The organism is Thalassoglobus polymorphus (genome assembly GCF_007744255.1).
GTDB lineage: Bacteria > Planctomycetota > Planctomycetia > Planctomycetales > Planctomycetaceae > Thalassoglobus > Thalassoglobus polymorphus.
Map to the genome: position 1 here is coordinate 5657379 of NZ_CP036267.1, position 17576 is coordinate 5674954.

The following is a 17576-nucleotide window of genomic DNA, read 5'->3' on the forward strand; positions in this document are numbered from 1 at the left end:
AGAGACAGAACAGCAATTTCGCAGGTCAGTTTTTTCTCAACCGCCTACGTCTGCGGAAAGAATCAGGACTTCGTCTCCCTCGCGAAGTGGAGTCGAGACGTCTCTTGTAAACTGAACTCCGTTGATTGAAAGCAGACACTCCGATGATAGCTGACCTTCATCGACGCACGCTTGAGTGAATTCCGGAACCTCCCGCACCAAAGCGTTCAACATCTCAGTCACATTCCCTGCTTCGACATGCGTGAACGGGACTTTTGCCTTGAGTCTGGGGACACCAAAGAATTCGACTTTGATTTGGGGCATTACACAACTCGCTTTGCCAGCCACTGAATCAACTCTTTTGAAATCTCTGTTTTTGAACCGGACCAGGACTGTTCGGTCTCCCCACTTGCATTGATCAGCTCTACGGAATTCGAATCTGCACCGATCGCACTGGGATGATTGAGAACGATCAGATCACAATTTTTGCGTCGCAACTTCTGGAGCGCGTTTTCCCGAGGATTTTGTGCCTCTAATGCAAACCCAACGACCCAGCGTTTCTGCTTCTTCGCTCCCAGTTCCGCCAGAACATCATCGGTTTCGATCATTTCAAGTTGAACGGGATCACCTGTTTTTGAAATTTTCCCGGTGACTCGCTCCTTCGGTTTGTAGTCGCACACAGCTGCGGTCGCGATGACACCATCACAACTTCCAAACAGCTCAACCGAAGCGTTTCGCATCTCTTCCGTCGTGACAACCGAATGGAACTCGCAACCGGACGGCGGACGAAGGTCTACAATTCCGCTCACCAGAACCATATCCCAGCCAAGCTCCAACCCGGCACGAACGATGGCGTAACCCATCTTCCCGCTGCTGGCATTTGAAAGGTAACGGACATCGTCCAAGTACTCTCGTGTGGGCCCCGCAGTCACCAGTACGCGCATGGAATTCCCTCTGGGTTTGGTGAGTTGTTGAATATCCGTTTGATAAATCAAGTTATGGTTGCTCGCCCTCTTCGGCTTCGGGGGAATTGTCTCCAGCATCATCGAGAATATAGGGCCATTGCAACTGAAAACGAGTTCCACGCCCCAATTCACTTTCAACAGTGATTTCGCCTCCATGTTCCTGGAGCACTTTTCGGCTTACAGAAAGTCCCAGCCCAGTTCCCGCAGAGCCTTTGCTGGACTCAAACAGACTGAAAAGTTTCGGAAGGTCAACGGGATCAATCCCGGTTCCGTTATCAGTAATATCAAGATAATAAAGTTCTTCCGAGGGGGAGAATCGGCAGGAGATTGAAATCCGTGGTTGCGGCTGATCCTCCAATGCATCGACGGCATTGATGATCAAGTTCAAGATCGCCCGATGAAAACCCTCGGGGTCGATCATTGACTCGGGAATCCCGTCATCAATGTCGATCTTAAGCTGAACTCCACGGTCAGCGAGCCGCTGCTGCATGAGCTCAGCGACATCCTCAACGACCGACTTGATCGACGTCATTTCCAATTTCGGATCACGCTCCTTACTGAAGGTCAGCATGTCCATGACAAGATTATAAATTCGCTCCTGATTTCTTTCGACAATCGTCCAACCTTTTTGGATCAACTCTTTATTTTCATCTTTCAAACCCATATCGACCAGGTATCCGCCACCTCGGACACCTTGCAAAATATTCTTGATATGGTGACTCATAATGGCCACAGTTTGCCCCACAGCTGCAAGTCTCTCAGCGGTGATCATTGAATCCTGATACCGGAAATTTTCGATTGCGAGTGCGGACTGTCGCCCAATTGCTAAAAGCAGACGGAGCAACTGATCGTTGAACTGTCCCCGCTGAGGATCTTCAAATTGCAATGGCGAGTTGGTTGTATCGACATAGATCACGCCCATGAGCTCGTATCGCCCATGCATTGGAGCACACATCACTTCGCGGATGCCTGCCTTCAAAATGCTTTGCCCACCATCGAAGCGGCTGTCATGCTGAGCATCGGATGTGCGAACCCCCTGACCATTTTGAATCACATACTCAACGACTGTCGTTGAGATGGGCATTCGCTCATCGACGTTGACACCGGGGCGATGAGAAACAACGCTCGGTTCAATGCGATCGGTCTTGCTATCGGTGACAAGCATACAGCCGCGGTCGGCTCCAACGGACTCCAATGTTAAATCCAAGATGCGACGCAGCAGTTCGTCGCGCGACGCAGTTGGACGGACGACCTCTTCGGTGATTTGATACAGCAGTTGCAGATTTGCACCTGCTTGCCCCCAATGACCGGCGATCCCGACTCCTTCAGAGCGAGCCTGACCGACAATGCGTGAACGATCATCAGCTGCGTGATCTGGGACAAGATTGATACGCGCGCTGGCTGCTTCAAGTTCCTCTTTGTGCTCTGAAGAGAAGAGCAGGATAGTCCGTCCTAACTGAATTTGGTCGCCCTGCTGGAGTATGGACGACTCCACCAGCTTTCCGTTGACGAAGGTTCCGTTGGAACTATTTTTGTCGACAATTCGCCAGGAATCCTCTTCGTAAGAGAAAACGGCATGCTGACGGGACATTTCCGTATCGAGAATTCTGGCATCGTTGTGGACTCCGCGTCCAACGCTCAGCGGTGCAACACCCAAGTCGATGCGACTTCCCTGGTCCGGTCCCTGAATGACCAGTAATGTCGCTTCCGGCACAATAGCACCTCACCTTGCAGGCTCACTGAGCCAAAATTCAGTCTAGAGTCTTATCGTTAACAGGTGTGCAAATGACACTCACCGTAACTTCGAAATCTGAAATCAGGATACGCCACGCACATGATGAGTGGGGCACACGGGATGTGCACCCCTTCGGTTTTTGGAACTCCTATTTCCAGTACTTCTGAGTGACCCAGAAAGTTGTTGCAGTCAAGCAGACTGCTGCCAATCCAAACGACAGCATGGGGGGATACCAAGCCAGTTTCAATTTCAATGTTGGTGAGAAGAATGGTAAAAACACCGGCAACATTGGGATGATGGCACTCCAACAAATAAACAGAATGCCGTACTGCCTGCGTTCTTTCTTCTCTTCCGGAGAGAGCTGAGAAAACGATTGAGCTCCCGAGGATTTCTTTGAGGACTTGGAAGACTTCTTACCGGTTCCGGATTGCTGGACCGCGTCCATGTTTTCCGAGGAAATCTTGGCTTCGTCTCGCATTCCAGGTGCATAATACTTAGCAATCGCCTGCTGAATCGCCCGAGGCGGAACAATCACCGGACGAACAGGAACGCCAGCTCGCAAACGTAAATCGTCTTCGATTTCGTGCTCGATCTCATCGACACAGGCGACAAGTAATTGACCATCATCAACGAAGAGTGGGATGAACGAATTCCGTTTCACCATCGATCGAGCGACAAGATCAAGTGCATCGTCTTCGGGAAGCATGTCGTCTAAATCGACATACGAGTAGCCCAACTGAACCGCCAGTGCCTGTGCTGCCTTTGTCGAATTGACGAGCTTCATTTGCACGACAGCATCACGATGTGTCAGTCCCCGTCGAGATGCAAAATCTTCCACTTCTGATTTTTGCTCGCGTGAAAGATCATCCTGGCTGACGAGAACATCCAACAGCGGTTGTCGACCAAACTCATCGACTTCGGCATCGAACTCGCGTCCCAGTCCTTCGTCGTACTCTCTTTTGCGAACGCTGTCAGTCAGGCAAAGCATTGCCTTCGCCATCTCGTTCAGCAAGTCTTGAGACTGAACGGAATACTGACCAGTTGCATATTTCCGAACGTGCGCATTGAGTTTCTTGTAATGAGCGCGGATTTTTTCCACGTCATCTTCGAAGCGAGCAACTCGCAACAATTCGTAGTGATCGGGTGGGCGCGGTCCTTCGGGGATTCCCAACCATTCCTTATAAAAATCCATCGATGCCTGCTCTCAATTCATCTGTAGTGATACACAATTCCGGCAACAGCTCTACTCAACCTGGTAGTCGCCAGCCAATGTTTGGAATGCGTCAACGTTTTCATTCGTCAAACCAGAGTCGCGGACAATTTCAGTTTTCGCGGCCGTGTTTCCGGTCAACTCGACAGCCGTGGCAGAGAATCGACCATTCTTATCATAGCTGTAGGAGATCTCAACAGGTGAACCCGATGGTAAATTAGGCGGGAGGTTTACGATACGGAAATCGCCAATCGTTGTGCAGGCATCCGGATCGGTAGCGTCTCCTTCCAAGATACAAACATGAACCCGCTGTTGATTCTCTTTATTCGTTTTGAATCGTTGCTTCACTTCGACTGGCAGCGAAGTGTTCTTAGGAATCATGATGTGATTAATTTTGCGAGTCTTATCCTGCGGGTCGCTGATTTTAACCCCCAGTGAGTGCGAGTTCACATCCGTCGCAGTGACCGATCGCAACCGATTGATGACCGCTTTACCAAGACGAGAATCGCCACCGGTGGCACGTGCTTCGAGGAGAGCAGCGTGGATTGCAGCTCCTTGCGAAACGGCTTCTTCCGGACTGACATCTCTGGACGGTTCAAGACCAGTGACATCACGCAGCATTGTTTCCACAACCGGCATGTATGTTGAACCACCAACAAGGACCAACTCATCGAGTTCCCCTTTACCCACGCCTGCCTGTTGCATCACCAACTCGGTGGTGTCACGAGTTCGCTGCATTAAGTCGCCAGTGAGACGCTCGAAATCTCCGCGAGTCAAAGCGATGGTAACGTTCTTGCCTTTGTAGTACGCACTGATCGGGATCTGTGCCCGTTCGCTCAAATCGCGTTTGGCCTGCTCACATTCCTGAGTGAGTTGCATGAGCGTCTCGGGATCTTCACGCGGATCGAGATCATACTTCGTATGAAACTCTTCAGCGATGTGATCGACAACACGTCGACTCCAGTCGAGGCCGCCGAGCATCACGTCTCCGTCAGTCGCGAGCACTTTGAATGACGTCGCGGTGTAGCGAACGACAGTCACGTCGAACGTTCCTCCACCCAGGTCGTAAACCATAATCGTCCGTTCGCCCTCGAAGGCGTCGGGGCGACCGAGGTGACCTTTTTGCCAGGCGTAGGCCAGTGTGGCAGCGGTCGGTTCGTTGATGATATCAATGACGTTCAACCCGGCAATTTTTCCGGCATCCTGCGTCGCTTTGCGGCGTACATCATTGAAGTAGTAAGGAACAGTAATAACAGCATTGGCGATTGGACCAATCGATTTCTCTGCATCCTGCTTGAGCTTCTTGATGATCAACGCTGAGAGAAACTCAGGAGTCAATTTTTTGTCCTGATAAACAACAAAGTAATCTTTGTTACCCATCTGGCGTTTGATGGCCTCGACGATGTTTCGAGGATTTTCAATCGACATCCGCTCGTAAGTCGGTCCGACGATCACTTTGCCTTCTTCACTGAGAATGACGACAGAAGGTGTGATTGTTGACCCGTCGGCGTTTTCGACTGCTTGAGGATTTCCTTCTGGATCCAGCTGTGCGATTGCTGAATAGGTGGTTCCGAGATCAATTCCAACTGTTTGGCCTGGTTGAATTTCCATAGTCTTACCTTTTGTCGAATTTCGTCGATGCAATATGTACGGGTGACTCTGTGCCGAAGTTTCGTTGTGACATGTCTGATTGGCGAAAGACGATCTCATCCCGGACGGGAAGAATTGAGATTGCTGATCTGTTTAAGCGTTTATTCTTACGCTGCCCGGGACATCGTTCAAGCGAGCATGTCGGAATCCTGCCCAGATGTTGCGAGAAAGATCGCTGAGCAAAGGATACGAGTCGGTTTCCAGCGAGTTTCCCAGTCCTGTCAGCCAAAACTTGTCGCCGCAAGATCCTGGAAAGTCCTTGGTTCCAAATCATTAACAACGGAAACCTCTGATTTCGTGACAGTTCCTGACCTTGCTGTTTCCTTTTGCCCCATCATCACTCGTCATTCGGTGATTGAATTGCCAGCACTCCCTGATTGATCACCACTTCTGATACGTTTTTCAAAACCCGGCTAAGCGTTTCGGCCGTAAACCATTAAAGTAATATCATCATTTTGCGGGCGACCATCAGCATGCTTTCGGACATCTTCCCGAATCGCTTTTCCGAGTTCCTCAACATCTGCTGAACTGTTGCTTATGAATTCTCTCAACCGATCCATTCCGTAAAGTTCGCTTTTGTGGTTCATCGCTTCGCTCACTCCATCAGTAAACAAAACAACTGTCTCCCCCGGCTCGAGAGTCCGCGAACGAGTCTCAAACGGATACCCTTCCAAGACTCCGATCGGCAGGCCAATCGATTCGTCATCGAACTCTTCGACAGTGCCATCAGGCTTACGGAAAATGGGAGACATATGCCCCGAATTCACAACTGAGATTGTGTGATTTTCGGTATCCAGAATGGTAAGAACGAAAGTGACAAAACGACCTTCGACCGCCTTGGCACACATGTGGTCATTGATCGAGCAAGCCGCTTCGCCCGCATCGGTCACGAATTCGCTCGTACTGCGCACAACACTCGACATTCGCGACATGACCAGCGAGGCTGGAACTCCCTTCCCGGCCACATCTCCAAATGCCAGCCAGTACTTGCCATCGCGAGTTGGGAAAACATCATAGTAATCCCCGCCGACAGCTTGGGCAGCTTCATAAAATGCGAAGAAGCTATAGTCCGGCAAATCCGGCAGCGATTCGGGAAGCAGAGCCTGCTGAACATTCCTGGCGATGTCCATTTCGCTGTCTTGCTTCTGCTTATCGACAAACGATTGCAGCAGCCGAGCGCTTTCGTAAGACAACGCTGCTTGCCCAGCGACGGCGACCATGATTTCCAGGTCTTCGTTCTTGAACTGCATCATTGGGTTCTGTGTGTCGATATTGATGGCCCCGACCGGCTCACCCTGCAGGTCGAGCATGGGGACACACATCATCGAACGGATCGTCAGTGCCGAGATCGACTCACTTGCGTCAAAGCGAGAATCACTCGCAGCATCGGCCGAGAGGATCGCCTTCTTCTCATCGAGTACAGCGTTTAAAATCGTTCGACTCAGTTTGACGGTCGCATCTTCGCCTTCTCTGCGATGCTTCATCGCTCGGGAATTCATTTTTCCCGTCTCAAGGTCTTTGAGTAAAATGCACCCTCGGTCAGCGGCAGGAAAAATTGTGAACAAGGCGTCCAGAATTTTTGGAAGAAGACTGTCGACCTCCAATGTTCCAGCCAAAGCTCTGCTGATTTCCAAGACCGCTTTCAACTTTTCTTGCGGACGCGAATCGAGGATGCCGAGCGTCGAGCTATCGAGCGACCCCATGATTGTTGAAGAACTGTCGTCCGAATCGTCAACCTGAATGGCCCCCATTTTAGCGGCATGCTGCATCACAGCGGACGAAGCGGAATCATCTTCGTCAAAATCGCTGTCAAATCGCATCAACATTGGGCCGAACTTTACTCGATCGTTCGGCTTGAGTTGTTGTGACCCTTCTAATCGCTGACCGTTGAGAAATGTCCCGTTCCCACTTCCCAGGTCTTCAAGAATAAATGTCGCCCCATCTCGAATGACGTTGGCGTGCTTCCGCGAAACCATATTCGATGGCAATTGAATATCGCATTCGGGAAGGCGACCAATCACCGTTTTATTCAGAGTCAACTCAAACGGCGTGGCCTGACCATCCTGAAGAAGCACCAGTCTACTCATAGTTCATTTCTCCGATCACCTCACGGTGAGAGCGCCCAATAATTGCGACAACAGCTTCGACTTTACCAGCTTTGAACAGATGGGGGTATCCCGACTCTCAACATTGCAATCTAAATTTCTGCATCGAATCGAGTGCAACGAGCCTCAGTGAACTGAAGAGTGACACTTCGAGTCAAATTTGAAAACTTCCTGCTTTTCATCCCCATGAACACTCCCCCACGACTCCCAAAGTCCGTTCGAGAGGAGAATTGATCCATCACATCAAAACATTGTTCGGGAACAATGGAGAGTCGAAGGCGTTCTGAAATACTTTTGTAATCCTCCTGCCCATGGAGGGTGCTTTTCACGCGGAAAAATCACACCCATCCACGAGGCTGAAGACGTACTTCAATTTCTAAAAAACTCAGACCTTGAAGATTGTTTCGACGTTCCCTCTCAACACTTGTTTTCCGAAATCGATTGCCTGTGTCTCTGTCCAGCCGCGACCTGTCACAAAATCTGAGGCGAGAACTTTGGCGAGAACGCGACGGTACATTCGAAACTTCGGAAGTGCGAACTCCAGCTTGTACATGTCGCTGTAGTAACCGATTTGCTTATTTCGCGGCACAGCTTCCAGTCGGCTGCGCGTGTCGACTTCGATATAGGTCGGAATATTCGAGTACCACCAATGGCCGTTCGTCACAACATTCGGGAAGATCCAGGAATAGCTGACGAGCTCTTGATTGCTGGTACTGCCGAGAACGGAAACTGGAAACGTGACGTTTGGAAACGCATTGAACAGCTGCTTGTATTGCAACAGCGAAACACGTTTATCAAACAGATCCTGCCCTTGGTAAACGCCTCCCTCGTAGACTCTTCGATTGACGCCAATCATCAAATCGAACGGTAATCCATGTTCATCACACTGCTCTGCGAGTGTCCAGAATGCAAACGAGGAGAGCATTTCCTGTTCTGTCGATGTGAGTCGCTGACCTTTGACAGTTCGCTTGATGACCGCAGCTGCTGATCCAGCATCGACCTTCTGAGGAGAAAAGTTCGGCGGAATCGAAATCGCGCAGGCCTTGGCATTTTTCTCAACGAAGTGAGAGAAGATCTTGGCGATCGCTGCCCGGAAAGTTGAGGAGTCACCCACTTCGATTCCGGATGCTTCGTTCAGACGGTTGCGAACCGATTTCTTCAGGAAATGAAAAACAAGATCATCTGTTCGCAAGCAAGGAACATAAATGTTCGTATCGAAGCCTTCGAGTTTGTCGTCAAAGTCGTTGGTCAAGAAGACTTTTTCGAGCTTACTCTTCTCCAGAACTTGCTGTTCCCAACTCTCTTCCGACATTTTCGCCAAAGCGGTGTCGTACAAACCTTCCCAGTTATCCGGGGTGATTCGGTCGTCGGTGAATCCGAAAAACTCTCGACACATTTCCAGTAGCCAGCTGACCTGAATCGTGTTGTCGAGGTCGCTGAGCTTTTCGACAAGCCGCCCCACTTTTGTTTTTGGGTCTAACCCATCTTCCTCAATTTGCGATTTCTCCAACCCGGCAGAATGAGCTAACTCTGTGTAGTAGTGGTAGCCCATAATATCCGCGAGCGTTTTTGACGGCGCCTCATGCGGATTGATGTGTGTGTGGGGGTCGATCAGAACCAGTTGTTCCAGTTCGTCGAAGAGTCTTTTTTCAAGTGAAGTCGTCATGGTGTTTCCATCGGGATTGTCGATGTCTGCAACAAATTCATTCATCGTTGCAAATGGTCATACTATGAGATTGTGAGGACTGAGTGCACAGCCATCACACGAAGAACCAGTTTCGTCACTGGAGAACGGGACTTCAACCGTCAATCGCTTCGTTTTTCATGATCTGCGAAGCTTCCGCTCGAACTCGCTGAATCGATCTTGCGGACAAGTCAGCCGGATTCGACGCGAAGTGACCCCAGTCGATTCAATTTCCAGCTGAATTCGTTTTCCTGGAAGGACATCTGCCACCCGATCTGCCCATTCAATCAGGCAGATATTGTCTGCCCCCAGCAACTCGTCAGCCCCGAGCTCCAAAAACTCATCGATGTCGTTCAAGCGGTATGCATCGATATGACAGATTGGGACCGATCCTTCGTACTCCTGAATCAATACAAAAGTCGGGCTATGAACATCGTCCCGATCAATTCCGAACCCTTCAGCGATTGCCTGCGCCAAGTGCGTTTTGCCCGCTCCCAGGTTCCCAATCAACGCCACAACATCGCCCAACCGCAGCACGGATGCAAGCTGCTTTCCAAATGCCTGCGTTTCCTCCAGGGAATGAAGGTCAACGACCATTTCGTCCATATTTTTCATCGACTCACGTCATCTCGTTAATTAAAACCGCAGCAACATTACTCTTGCCCTACCGCTTCTTCTTCACTTTACGAAGATAAACTCTTTTGAATTCAGCAGAACGTGGCAGTAGTCGGTCCAGACTGGGACAGCGTTGAGGTCGGTTTTGAGTTCCGCTGCCTGGGCACTTAAAAACGCTTCTCCAAGTGCCAGTTCTTCATCGTTGGGTGGTCGTGAATAAGCTTGCTGGAAGAGGATTGCTATCTTGTCTGCGGGAGATGAATCGGGGTTGTCTTTCAGGAGTCGCGCAGCCCATTTTTGTGATTGATCGACCACTAACGGATTGTTCATTAACGCCAGCGCCTGAGCCGGGACATTAGAAACATTGCGACGGCCAGTCGAGGAGTGTGGGTTGGGGAAGTCAAACGCCTGAAAGAATGGTTCCGGGAAATTACGCCGGACCGACAGATACAAACTTCGGCGGCCGTTTCCGTCAATCGGTCCAGATTTTGAGGGTCGCCCTCGACCTTCAAGGAAGGCAGTCAGGTGAATCGGAACACTCGGCCCGTACATTTGTGAATCCAAAGTGCCTGCAACCTTCAAAATCGAATCGCGAATCGCTTCTCCTTCGAGCCGTTTAACATTCATACGATGCAGCAGCACGTTCTTCGGATCAACGTCAACAATTCGCGGATCTGCACTGGTTGCACTCGACATTCGGTACGTCGCAGAAAGGAGAATTTTTCGGTGAACCGCTTTGAGTGACCATTGATTCTGAACAAGCTCATTGGCCAGCCAGTCAAGCAATTCCGGGTGAGAGGGACGTTGCCCAAGATGCCCAAAGTCATTCGGAGTCGGACAGATTCCGACACCGAAGTAATGATGCCAGATTCGATTTACAATCACGCGGGGAAGAATCGGTGTACTCTGCGGATCGACCATTTGTTCCGCAAGCTGCAACCGTCCACTTCCAGAGTCCGTGACACTTTCTCCATGAAAGACTTCCAGAAATCGGCGTGGAACCGTCTCACCTTTTTTCGTCCAATTCCCCCGAATGAAGACGTATTCATCAGCCGCTGTCCCATCCAGAAGTGCGGGAGTTGTCGCGGAAACGAAATCAATCTCCTCGATGATCGCGTTCCGTTGCTTTTGATTCACTCTGGCTGTTTTTGCCAACTCTTTTTTTGCCTCTTTTGAAGAGAGACCAAACAGTTGCGGATGCCGATTGATATCGGCCAAGGCCTGTCTCGACTGCGAGGATTGGAATTGTTTTTGAATGATCTTTACAAGTTGCTCAAGCGTCACATCGTCCAAAGAAAGAATCTCTTGCGCGATGTTCATCGAGAGTGGATCCGTCCCCTTGAGTAATTGCTTCGCGTCCTCAAGGCTATCCGCCTGAATCACCGCCTGAACAGCAAAGCTTTTCTTTCCAACAGGAACAAACTCCAGATGGGCTCCATGCCCTTCATAGCCGGTCACATCATGGGTGATCCAATGCCAGTTCTCGTTGGCTGGATGAGTTTTCGTTAGCTTCTTGTGAAGTGGCCCCCTGACTAGAATGTGAGAATCGACCGCTGCATAGGTGTTTACCTCCCCACGGACAAAGGAGTAGATTTTCCCACTGGTGATTTCAAATGTGGGAGTACGAAGCAGACGTCCACTTCGCTTCCAGGCTTGCAGCGCTCCTGGCTCTCCCTGAGTTCCCTTCGGTTCAGTCAGTCGATTCCACAATGGATACCACTCGATTCGTTTACTTCCCGATCCATTAGAACCGTATCGATAACCGGGACCAGTCGGAATCAACTCCTCAGCTCTGAAGAAATTGTCGAACGAATCCGGACCAGGCAGCTTCGAATTCTTCGCGACGATCTCGTTTGCCTGTCGCTTCACTTTCGCAGAGTTGAATTCTTTGCTCACACAGAGTTGAGACCACAGAATGAGAGGGTCGTTTTCATCTCTTTTTGATGAAAGGTCATTCGCCCACATTGCCAAGATCGATGGATTCAGCTTCGCTTCACTCGCTGCCTGCCTGACTGCAGGAGAAGTCTTTGCAAATCGGTGAGTAGGATCTGGCGTGGCGAGAGTCGGCGTTGAATTACTCGAAAAGACAATCTGATCGACACCGATGTTCCCCCACCCACCCTGTTCGTTATCAACGATTTGAAGTTGAGAAATTCGCCCGAGATACGTGGAAACGTCCCAGCGAACCGGGCTCATCAAGTTGCTGTTCTTTCCAGTCGCTGAGAGAACAGGTTGACCATCGATCAGAAGATTGACGCACGTTTTCCCAAGGTGATTGCCACCGCCAATGAGCATCTCAATGAAACGATGCTGGACCGTAAATTCTTTCGAAGTAAGCGTTCCTGTTGCCCGGTCTCCTTTTCCACCCCGCCGCTTATAGTGGGAATTCACAAAGTATTTCCCTGAAGCACCGACGTTGCCTTGATACGCAGGGAGTTGTTCTTGTGTCACAGGAGTGCTTCCGAAAGCCTGACCAGTGACGGTCCAGTTTTCATATGTTCCCGACTCAAAGTCTTCAAAGACGACGCTTTCGAATTCCGGCTGCCCCACCTCTGACTGAAGCACTACTCTGGCAGCAAGTAGATAGTCATCCAACCGGTCAATCACCGGTCTTGCGAGTTTCAGTTTGACACCTTGAACTTGCTGACGTGCTGTTCGATCAAGTTGATTGATCCGTTCAGAGAGCGGTTCGTTTTTGAGCATCGTCTCGAACCTCGCCTGCTGATATGACGAGCTTTGCAGAAAGCCTTGCAATGCGTAGTAGTCTTTCTGTCGAATGGGATCGAATTTATGATCATGACAACGCGCACAAGAAACGGTTAAACCAAGGAACGCTTTTGAATAAACATCAATCATATTGTCAAAGCGTTCAGCTTCCTCCTGGCGGATATCAACAGGAGAGTGAACCCATTCCCCGAACAGCCAGAATCCGGTTCCAATGATCGATTCATTGGCTCCGGTCTGTTCATTTTGGCGCACCTGATAATTCGTTTTTGCAGTCAGCAAATCTCCGGCAACGTGCTCAACGACAAATTGATCAAACGGGACATCTCGATTCAGTGCCCGGATCACGTAATCACGATAATGCCAGGCGTTGGCGACATCGAAGTCAAATTCATGTCCCCGCGATTCCGCATAGCGCACAACGTCGAGCCAGTGCCGCCCCCAACGTTCACCAAAATGCGGCGACTCCAGAAGATGATCAACCACTTTCTCGAAAGCACGGTCGCTTTCATCGCTTAGAAAATCCTCCACTTCTTGAATAGAAGGGGGAAGCCCTATGACATCCAGATAGACTCGGCGAATCCAGGTGCGTCGGTCCACTTCCTGTGCAGGAGAGAGTTGCTGCGATTGAAGCTTCTGGAGAACAAAGTGATCGATCCCGTTACGAGTCCAGCTGGAATCGTCAACGTTCGGCAGCTCAACCGGTTTGAGTGGTTGAAACGACCAATGCTCTGCCCGTTCTTTCAGATTGAAAACATCACTCGAAGTCGCTGAGACGACCTCATCAGCTGGCCAGGGAGCACCCAGCTTGACCCATTCTGTAAGGAGATCGATTTCTTTTTGTGGGAGTTTTCCATCCGGCGGCATTTGATAGCCGTCCGGGTCGTACTTGAGTGCTTGTAAGAGCTCTCCCTGATTAACTTTTCCAGGAACAACTGCGGGACCTGTGTCTCCACCTTTGATTGCAAACTCGCGAGAGTCCAGGCGCAGCGACGCCTCTTGAATTTCTGCCCCGTGACATTCCTGACAACGCTCTACCAGAATGGGTCGAATTTTCTTTTCAAAGAATTCAAGCTGTGCAGGCTCGAATGTCGTTTCTTCAGAGAAGACAGGACGACAAACGAGCAGGCACGAAATGAACAAAAGGCAGCAATTTGAATACGTCATGAACAGGCGTAGGCTTGGGAGGCGGGCAATAAAACTCTCATCCTGCATTGTAGCGCAGAGATCCGTCTCGCGACAATCCCGCACAACGCCAGCCACCTGCTCAGAATTCGCCGATCACTTCCCCATCACTTTTCTGACCGAGCCAGCGGAATGTGTTGTAGTCGATGTTTTCACTCAAAAAGTGAACGGACCCATCCGCCATTAGAAACTGAATCCCGCCGACGTGGCTGGAGGAAAAGTTCACAATGTGATTGGTAGTGTTCGGCGTATGGTGCATAACCATTCCACCTCCCATTCCGCCGCCGCCCATGCCTCCTCCCATTGCCATCGATTGGCCGACATGTCCAAGCACGAGGGACGCTGGCCCTTCGTCTGCCATCATCATCATTCCTGCAGGACGCATCACACCGGGGATGGCTGCGTACCAGGTGGAATCTGCCAGAACATCTGAAGTTGTAGATGGAAAACGATGAACAGCTTTTCTCTCGCCCACCATCATGGTCTGCGAGAGCCCATCGGTCACATCGCGAAAGCGAACGCTGCTGTTCCGATAGAACATTCCAGCTGGATTCGGTTGGCCCGGCGACATCGTGACACTCCCGTATCCATAAACACCGACGTAATTCGCTTTCGGAAGCTCATAGTCATTCGAACCATCATTCACAGTGAATTTCTCAGCGCCTGGATCTGATGGGCACGTAAAAACTGAGAGAGACTGCTGAGCGGTTGCAAGGTTGCTCGCCTGAGTCGAATCCAGATTCAGGTCGAGACTGTTGTACAAAGGGGACTGCTCCAACTGAGGAAGAATCATGACTCCCCAGGCAAAGTTCGGCCCGACTTCTACCGAGGCAGCCGCAGTCGAGCTGACACCACGAGTGATGTACCCAGGTGGAAGCGTACCGAATGTATCGTGATAGTTGTGAAGCGCAACGCCCAGTTGCTTCAAATTGTTTTTACACTGTGAACGTCGCGCCGCTTCGCGTGCCTGCTGAACTGCTGGCAATAATAACGCGACCAGAATTGCAATGATCGCGATGACAACAAGTAGCTCAATCAGAGTAAAGCCAGATTTCGTTTGACGGGCCTTCAAACAATTGAGTGATTGCTGCCCCTGCGAAGAATCCTTTTCATGTGATGAATCGCTCATCTCCACGAAACAGGATGCGTACATTTTTCTCAAAGATACTCTAAGACTCACGAGATTCCTCCAGTTATTCAGAACTGATCCTGAAACCTGAACTTGTGCTCTCAAACACTGAGAAAAGTCATCATTCCACAAGTTTCCGGACTGGTTCTAAGGCGTGCAACATCATCGATGCGCAGCGAAAGACGAGAACTGTCGATGCGATCCAAAACCGGGGACGGTTTTAGATTCAGCAGAAGCGATCGAGAGAGTTCAAGCCTGCGGAGGAGGAGGATCGATGACGTCGAAGAGGCTCATTGAGGTCTCGTCAACATGAGCAAGCAGACCGTCTAAATGAAGATCAGGTGTTGAGACCAACCGCTCGGTATCGAGACGAGGCTCGCGATTGATAATCGTTCCGGTGGGAACGGATGTCCCACAATAAGAGTTGAATTGAGGATGTGACGGCTCGGTGTCGTCCTGTTGAGGTTCTTCTTCAGAGCCCCCAACACAACACGATTGCGAGGCTCCACTCGCCTTTGCAGGGTAACAACAGCAATTGTTCGAACGCTGTTTCTGGAGGTCGCAGCAACAGTTGTGAATTGAGCTCGACCCGATAGCAGCCAAGGAGAGATCAAAAGAAGCACTCGAAAAACCGACGGTCGTTAAGACCATCCACATCGTCAACAAGACGCAGAAGCCAATGCGGCAGAATTCTTTCCAGTCAACCTGCTTCCAGTTAGACCGATTCCTGCCAAGCTGGCTCCAGCTGGTTTGCAGTTGTCCATATTGGCGGTCAAAAAATCGCATCATCGATCAAGTGAAATGAGTGAAACCCTACTCATTCTACAAATGGCCCAGTCGACAGGCAATTGGCTGAAATTTCACTCGCAATATCAGGAAGCGAATATTCTCACCCCAGCAAATGCTACGCGACTGCGAAATTTGCCCTTAACGTAAATGGAAAACGCCTCGAACTGCTTGCAGTTCGAGGCGTTTGAGAAACTGAGTTTTCCGGAAAGCCCCAGGGACGTATACGAAACTATTTTCGCGATCTGCACCCGTAGAGTTCAGCATTGCTTCTGAGAGAGACAAACTTCACAGACTGCTCGCCACGGGTTTAGAACGCCATACTCAAAATTGATTGACTCTACGCGAACAGTTTCGAGACCGATTCCGCCTTGACCAGTTCACGCGGTTGGTTGAGGTGGTTGTAGACAATGGTTTCAGGCGCGATTCCGAACGATTCATAAATTGTCGCGAGCAATTCGCCTGGATGAACCGGATCGACCAATGGAGCCGATGCGGTTTTATCACTTTGTCCATGGACATAGCCACGCTTGATGCCAGCACCAGCCATCAGTGCGGTGTAACAGTATGGCCAGTGATCACGACCATCGTCGCTATTGCCGTTTCCACTGGTACTGACTCCACGTTGTGGGCTTCGCCCGAATTCTCCGACTGCAACGACGAGCGTTTCTTCGAGAAGTCCACGATCGTCCAAGTCGTTAATTAACGCAGAGAGACCAGTATCGAGCATGGGGCCTGACTGGTTTCTCATTCGGGCACTCAGACCGGTATGAACATCCCAAGAGTGATTGTCGCTGTTGGCAACTTTCGGCCAGACAACTTCCACCACTCGTGTTCCGGCTTCGACGAGCCGACGAGCAAGCAAACAGCTTTGACCAAATGTTGTACGACCATACATATCACGAGTTTCGCGAGATTCCTGCTCAATGGAGAAGGCGTCTCGGGCACGACCGGAAGAAATCAAGGTTAAGGCCTGATCATAATACTCATTGAGCTTGTAGTCTTTCACAGCTCGATCAATTTCAGGCATCCCGGCATTGATCGTATCGAGCAACCGGGCTCGTCGCTGCATGCGTCCACCATAAACATCGGCTCGCATCTCGAGGTCAGCGACGTTGATTTTGTCCATCTTCTTCTTGTCCATGTCATCGCCCGGCGGGTAGAGCGTGTATGGATCAAACGCTTTGCCCAGAAAACCTGCGGTTCCCCCTTTACCGACCACGTTACTTTCCTGAAGCGGACGTGGCAGCATCACGAAGGGAAGCATCGGCTCGTTTGCAGGTTTGAGCCGAATGATGTTTGAGCCGAAGTTGGGGAAATCTTTCGGGCTGGGAGGTTCCAACTGACCAGATGGACTGACTTTATCCGTCGTGTAGCCGGTCATCATTTGATAGATGGCTGCTGTGTGATTGAACAACCCATTTGGGGTGTAGCTCATTGAGCGAATCAATGTTGTTTTGTCGATCACCTGAGACAGCTTAGGCAACAGCTCGGTGAACTGGACCCCAGGAAGCTTCGTGGAGATCTTCGAGAAGCTGGACTTCACGTTGTCCGGCACACCCTCCTTTGGATCCCAAAGATCAAGATGACTGGGACCACCTTGCAGATAGCAGAGGATGATGCTCTTGGCTTTACCTCGACCGACTGGAACCTTCGTGTTCGCTTGAGCCGATTGCAGTTGCAGCAACGAGCCGAGCGAGAGGCCCAGCGCTCCACTTCCCCCCACACGCAAAACATCACGACGTGTCACGCCAAGATGCGAATCGCACAAGTCTTTACCTGGTTGTCCGGGGATTCGAATAATCATGG

The 17576-nt window shown here is 50.5% G+C and carries 12 protein-coding genes; all 12 read right to left on the minus strand.

The features are described from left to right. Positions 1-36: 36 nt before the first annotated feature. Complete coding sequence (locus tag Mal48_RS20500) at positions 37-303, minus strand: MoaD/ThiS family protein (RefSeq protein ID WP_145204170.1); 267 nt, start codon at positions 301-303, stop codon at positions 37-39. Beyond that, on the minus strand, positions 303-923 hold the full coding sequence (locus Mal48_RS20505) for a phosphopantothenoylcysteine decarboxylase domain-containing protein (RefSeq protein ID WP_145204173.1): 621 nt from the start codon (positions 921-923) through the stop codon (positions 303-305). Before Mal48_RS20505 ends, Mal48_RS20500 begins: the two co-directional genes overlap by 1 nt. A 52-nt stretch (positions 924-975) precedes the next feature. After that, a complete protein-coding gene (locus Mal48_RS20510; protein ID WP_231739746.1) occupies positions 976-2658 on the minus strand; it encodes an ATP-binding protein in 1683 nt (560 codons plus the stop codon). A 169-nt stretch (positions 2659-2827) separates the two neighbouring features. Next, positions 2828-3871: a GspE/PulE/PilB domain-containing protein gene (locus Mal48_RS20515; RefSeq protein WP_145204179.1), complete on the minus strand. Its 1044-nt coding sequence runs from the start codon at positions 3869-3871 to the stop codon at positions 2828-2830. A 51-nt stretch (positions 3872-3922) separates the two neighbouring features. Beyond that, the gene (locus Mal48_RS20520; RefSeq protein ID WP_145204182.1) at positions 3923-5500 is read right to left on the minus strand and encodes an Hsp70 family protein; all 1578 of its coding nucleotides are present in this window, start codon (positions 5498-5500) and stop codon (positions 3923-3925) included. A gap of 452 nt (positions 5501-5952) precedes the next feature. Continuing rightward, on the minus strand, positions 5953-7626 hold the full coding sequence (locus Mal48_RS20525; protein ID WP_145204185.1) for a SpoIIE family protein phosphatase: 1674 nt from the start codon (positions 7624-7626) through the stop codon (positions 5953-5955). A 403-nt stretch (positions 7627-8029) separates the two neighbouring features. Continuing rightward, positions 8030-9355 carry a glucuronate isomerase gene (locus Mal48_RS20530; protein WP_231739748.1) on the minus strand — a complete coding sequence of 442 codons (1326 nt, stop codon included), beginning with the start codon at positions 9353-9355 and terminating at the stop codon, positions 8030-8032. Positions 9356-9466: 111 nt separating this feature from the next. Then, a complete protein-coding gene (gene tsaE / locus Mal48_RS20535; protein ID WP_145204188.1) occupies positions 9467-9943 on the minus strand; it encodes a tRNA (adenosine(37)-N6)-threonylcarbamoyltransferase complex ATPase subunit type 1 TsaE in 477 nt (158 codons plus the stop codon). A gap of 63 nt (positions 9944-10006) precedes the next feature. Then, on the minus strand, positions 10007-13882 hold the full coding sequence (locus tag Mal48_RS20540) for a PSD1 and planctomycete cytochrome C domain-containing protein (protein WP_145204191.1): 3876 nt from the start codon (positions 13880-13882) through the stop codon (positions 10007-10009). Between the two features lie 52 nt (positions 13883-13934). Further along, positions 13935-14981 (minus strand): DUF1559 domain-containing protein, encoded by a 1047-nt coding sequence (locus Mal48_RS20545; RefSeq protein WP_145204194.1) that lies wholly within the window; start codon positions 14979-14981, stop codon positions 13935-13937. 249 nt (positions 14982-15230) lie between these two features. Next, complete coding sequence (locus Mal48_RS20550) at positions 15231-15770, minus strand: hypothetical protein (protein WP_145204197.1); 540 nt, start codon at positions 15768-15770, stop codon at positions 15231-15233. A gap of 337 nt (positions 15771-16107) precedes the next feature. Then, positions 16108-17574 carry a DUF1501 domain-containing protein gene (locus Mal48_RS20555; protein WP_231739750.1) on the minus strand — a complete coding sequence of 489 codons (1467 nt, stop codon included), beginning with the start codon at positions 17572-17574 and terminating at the stop codon, positions 16108-16110. Positions 17575-17576: the final 2 nt, after the last annotated feature.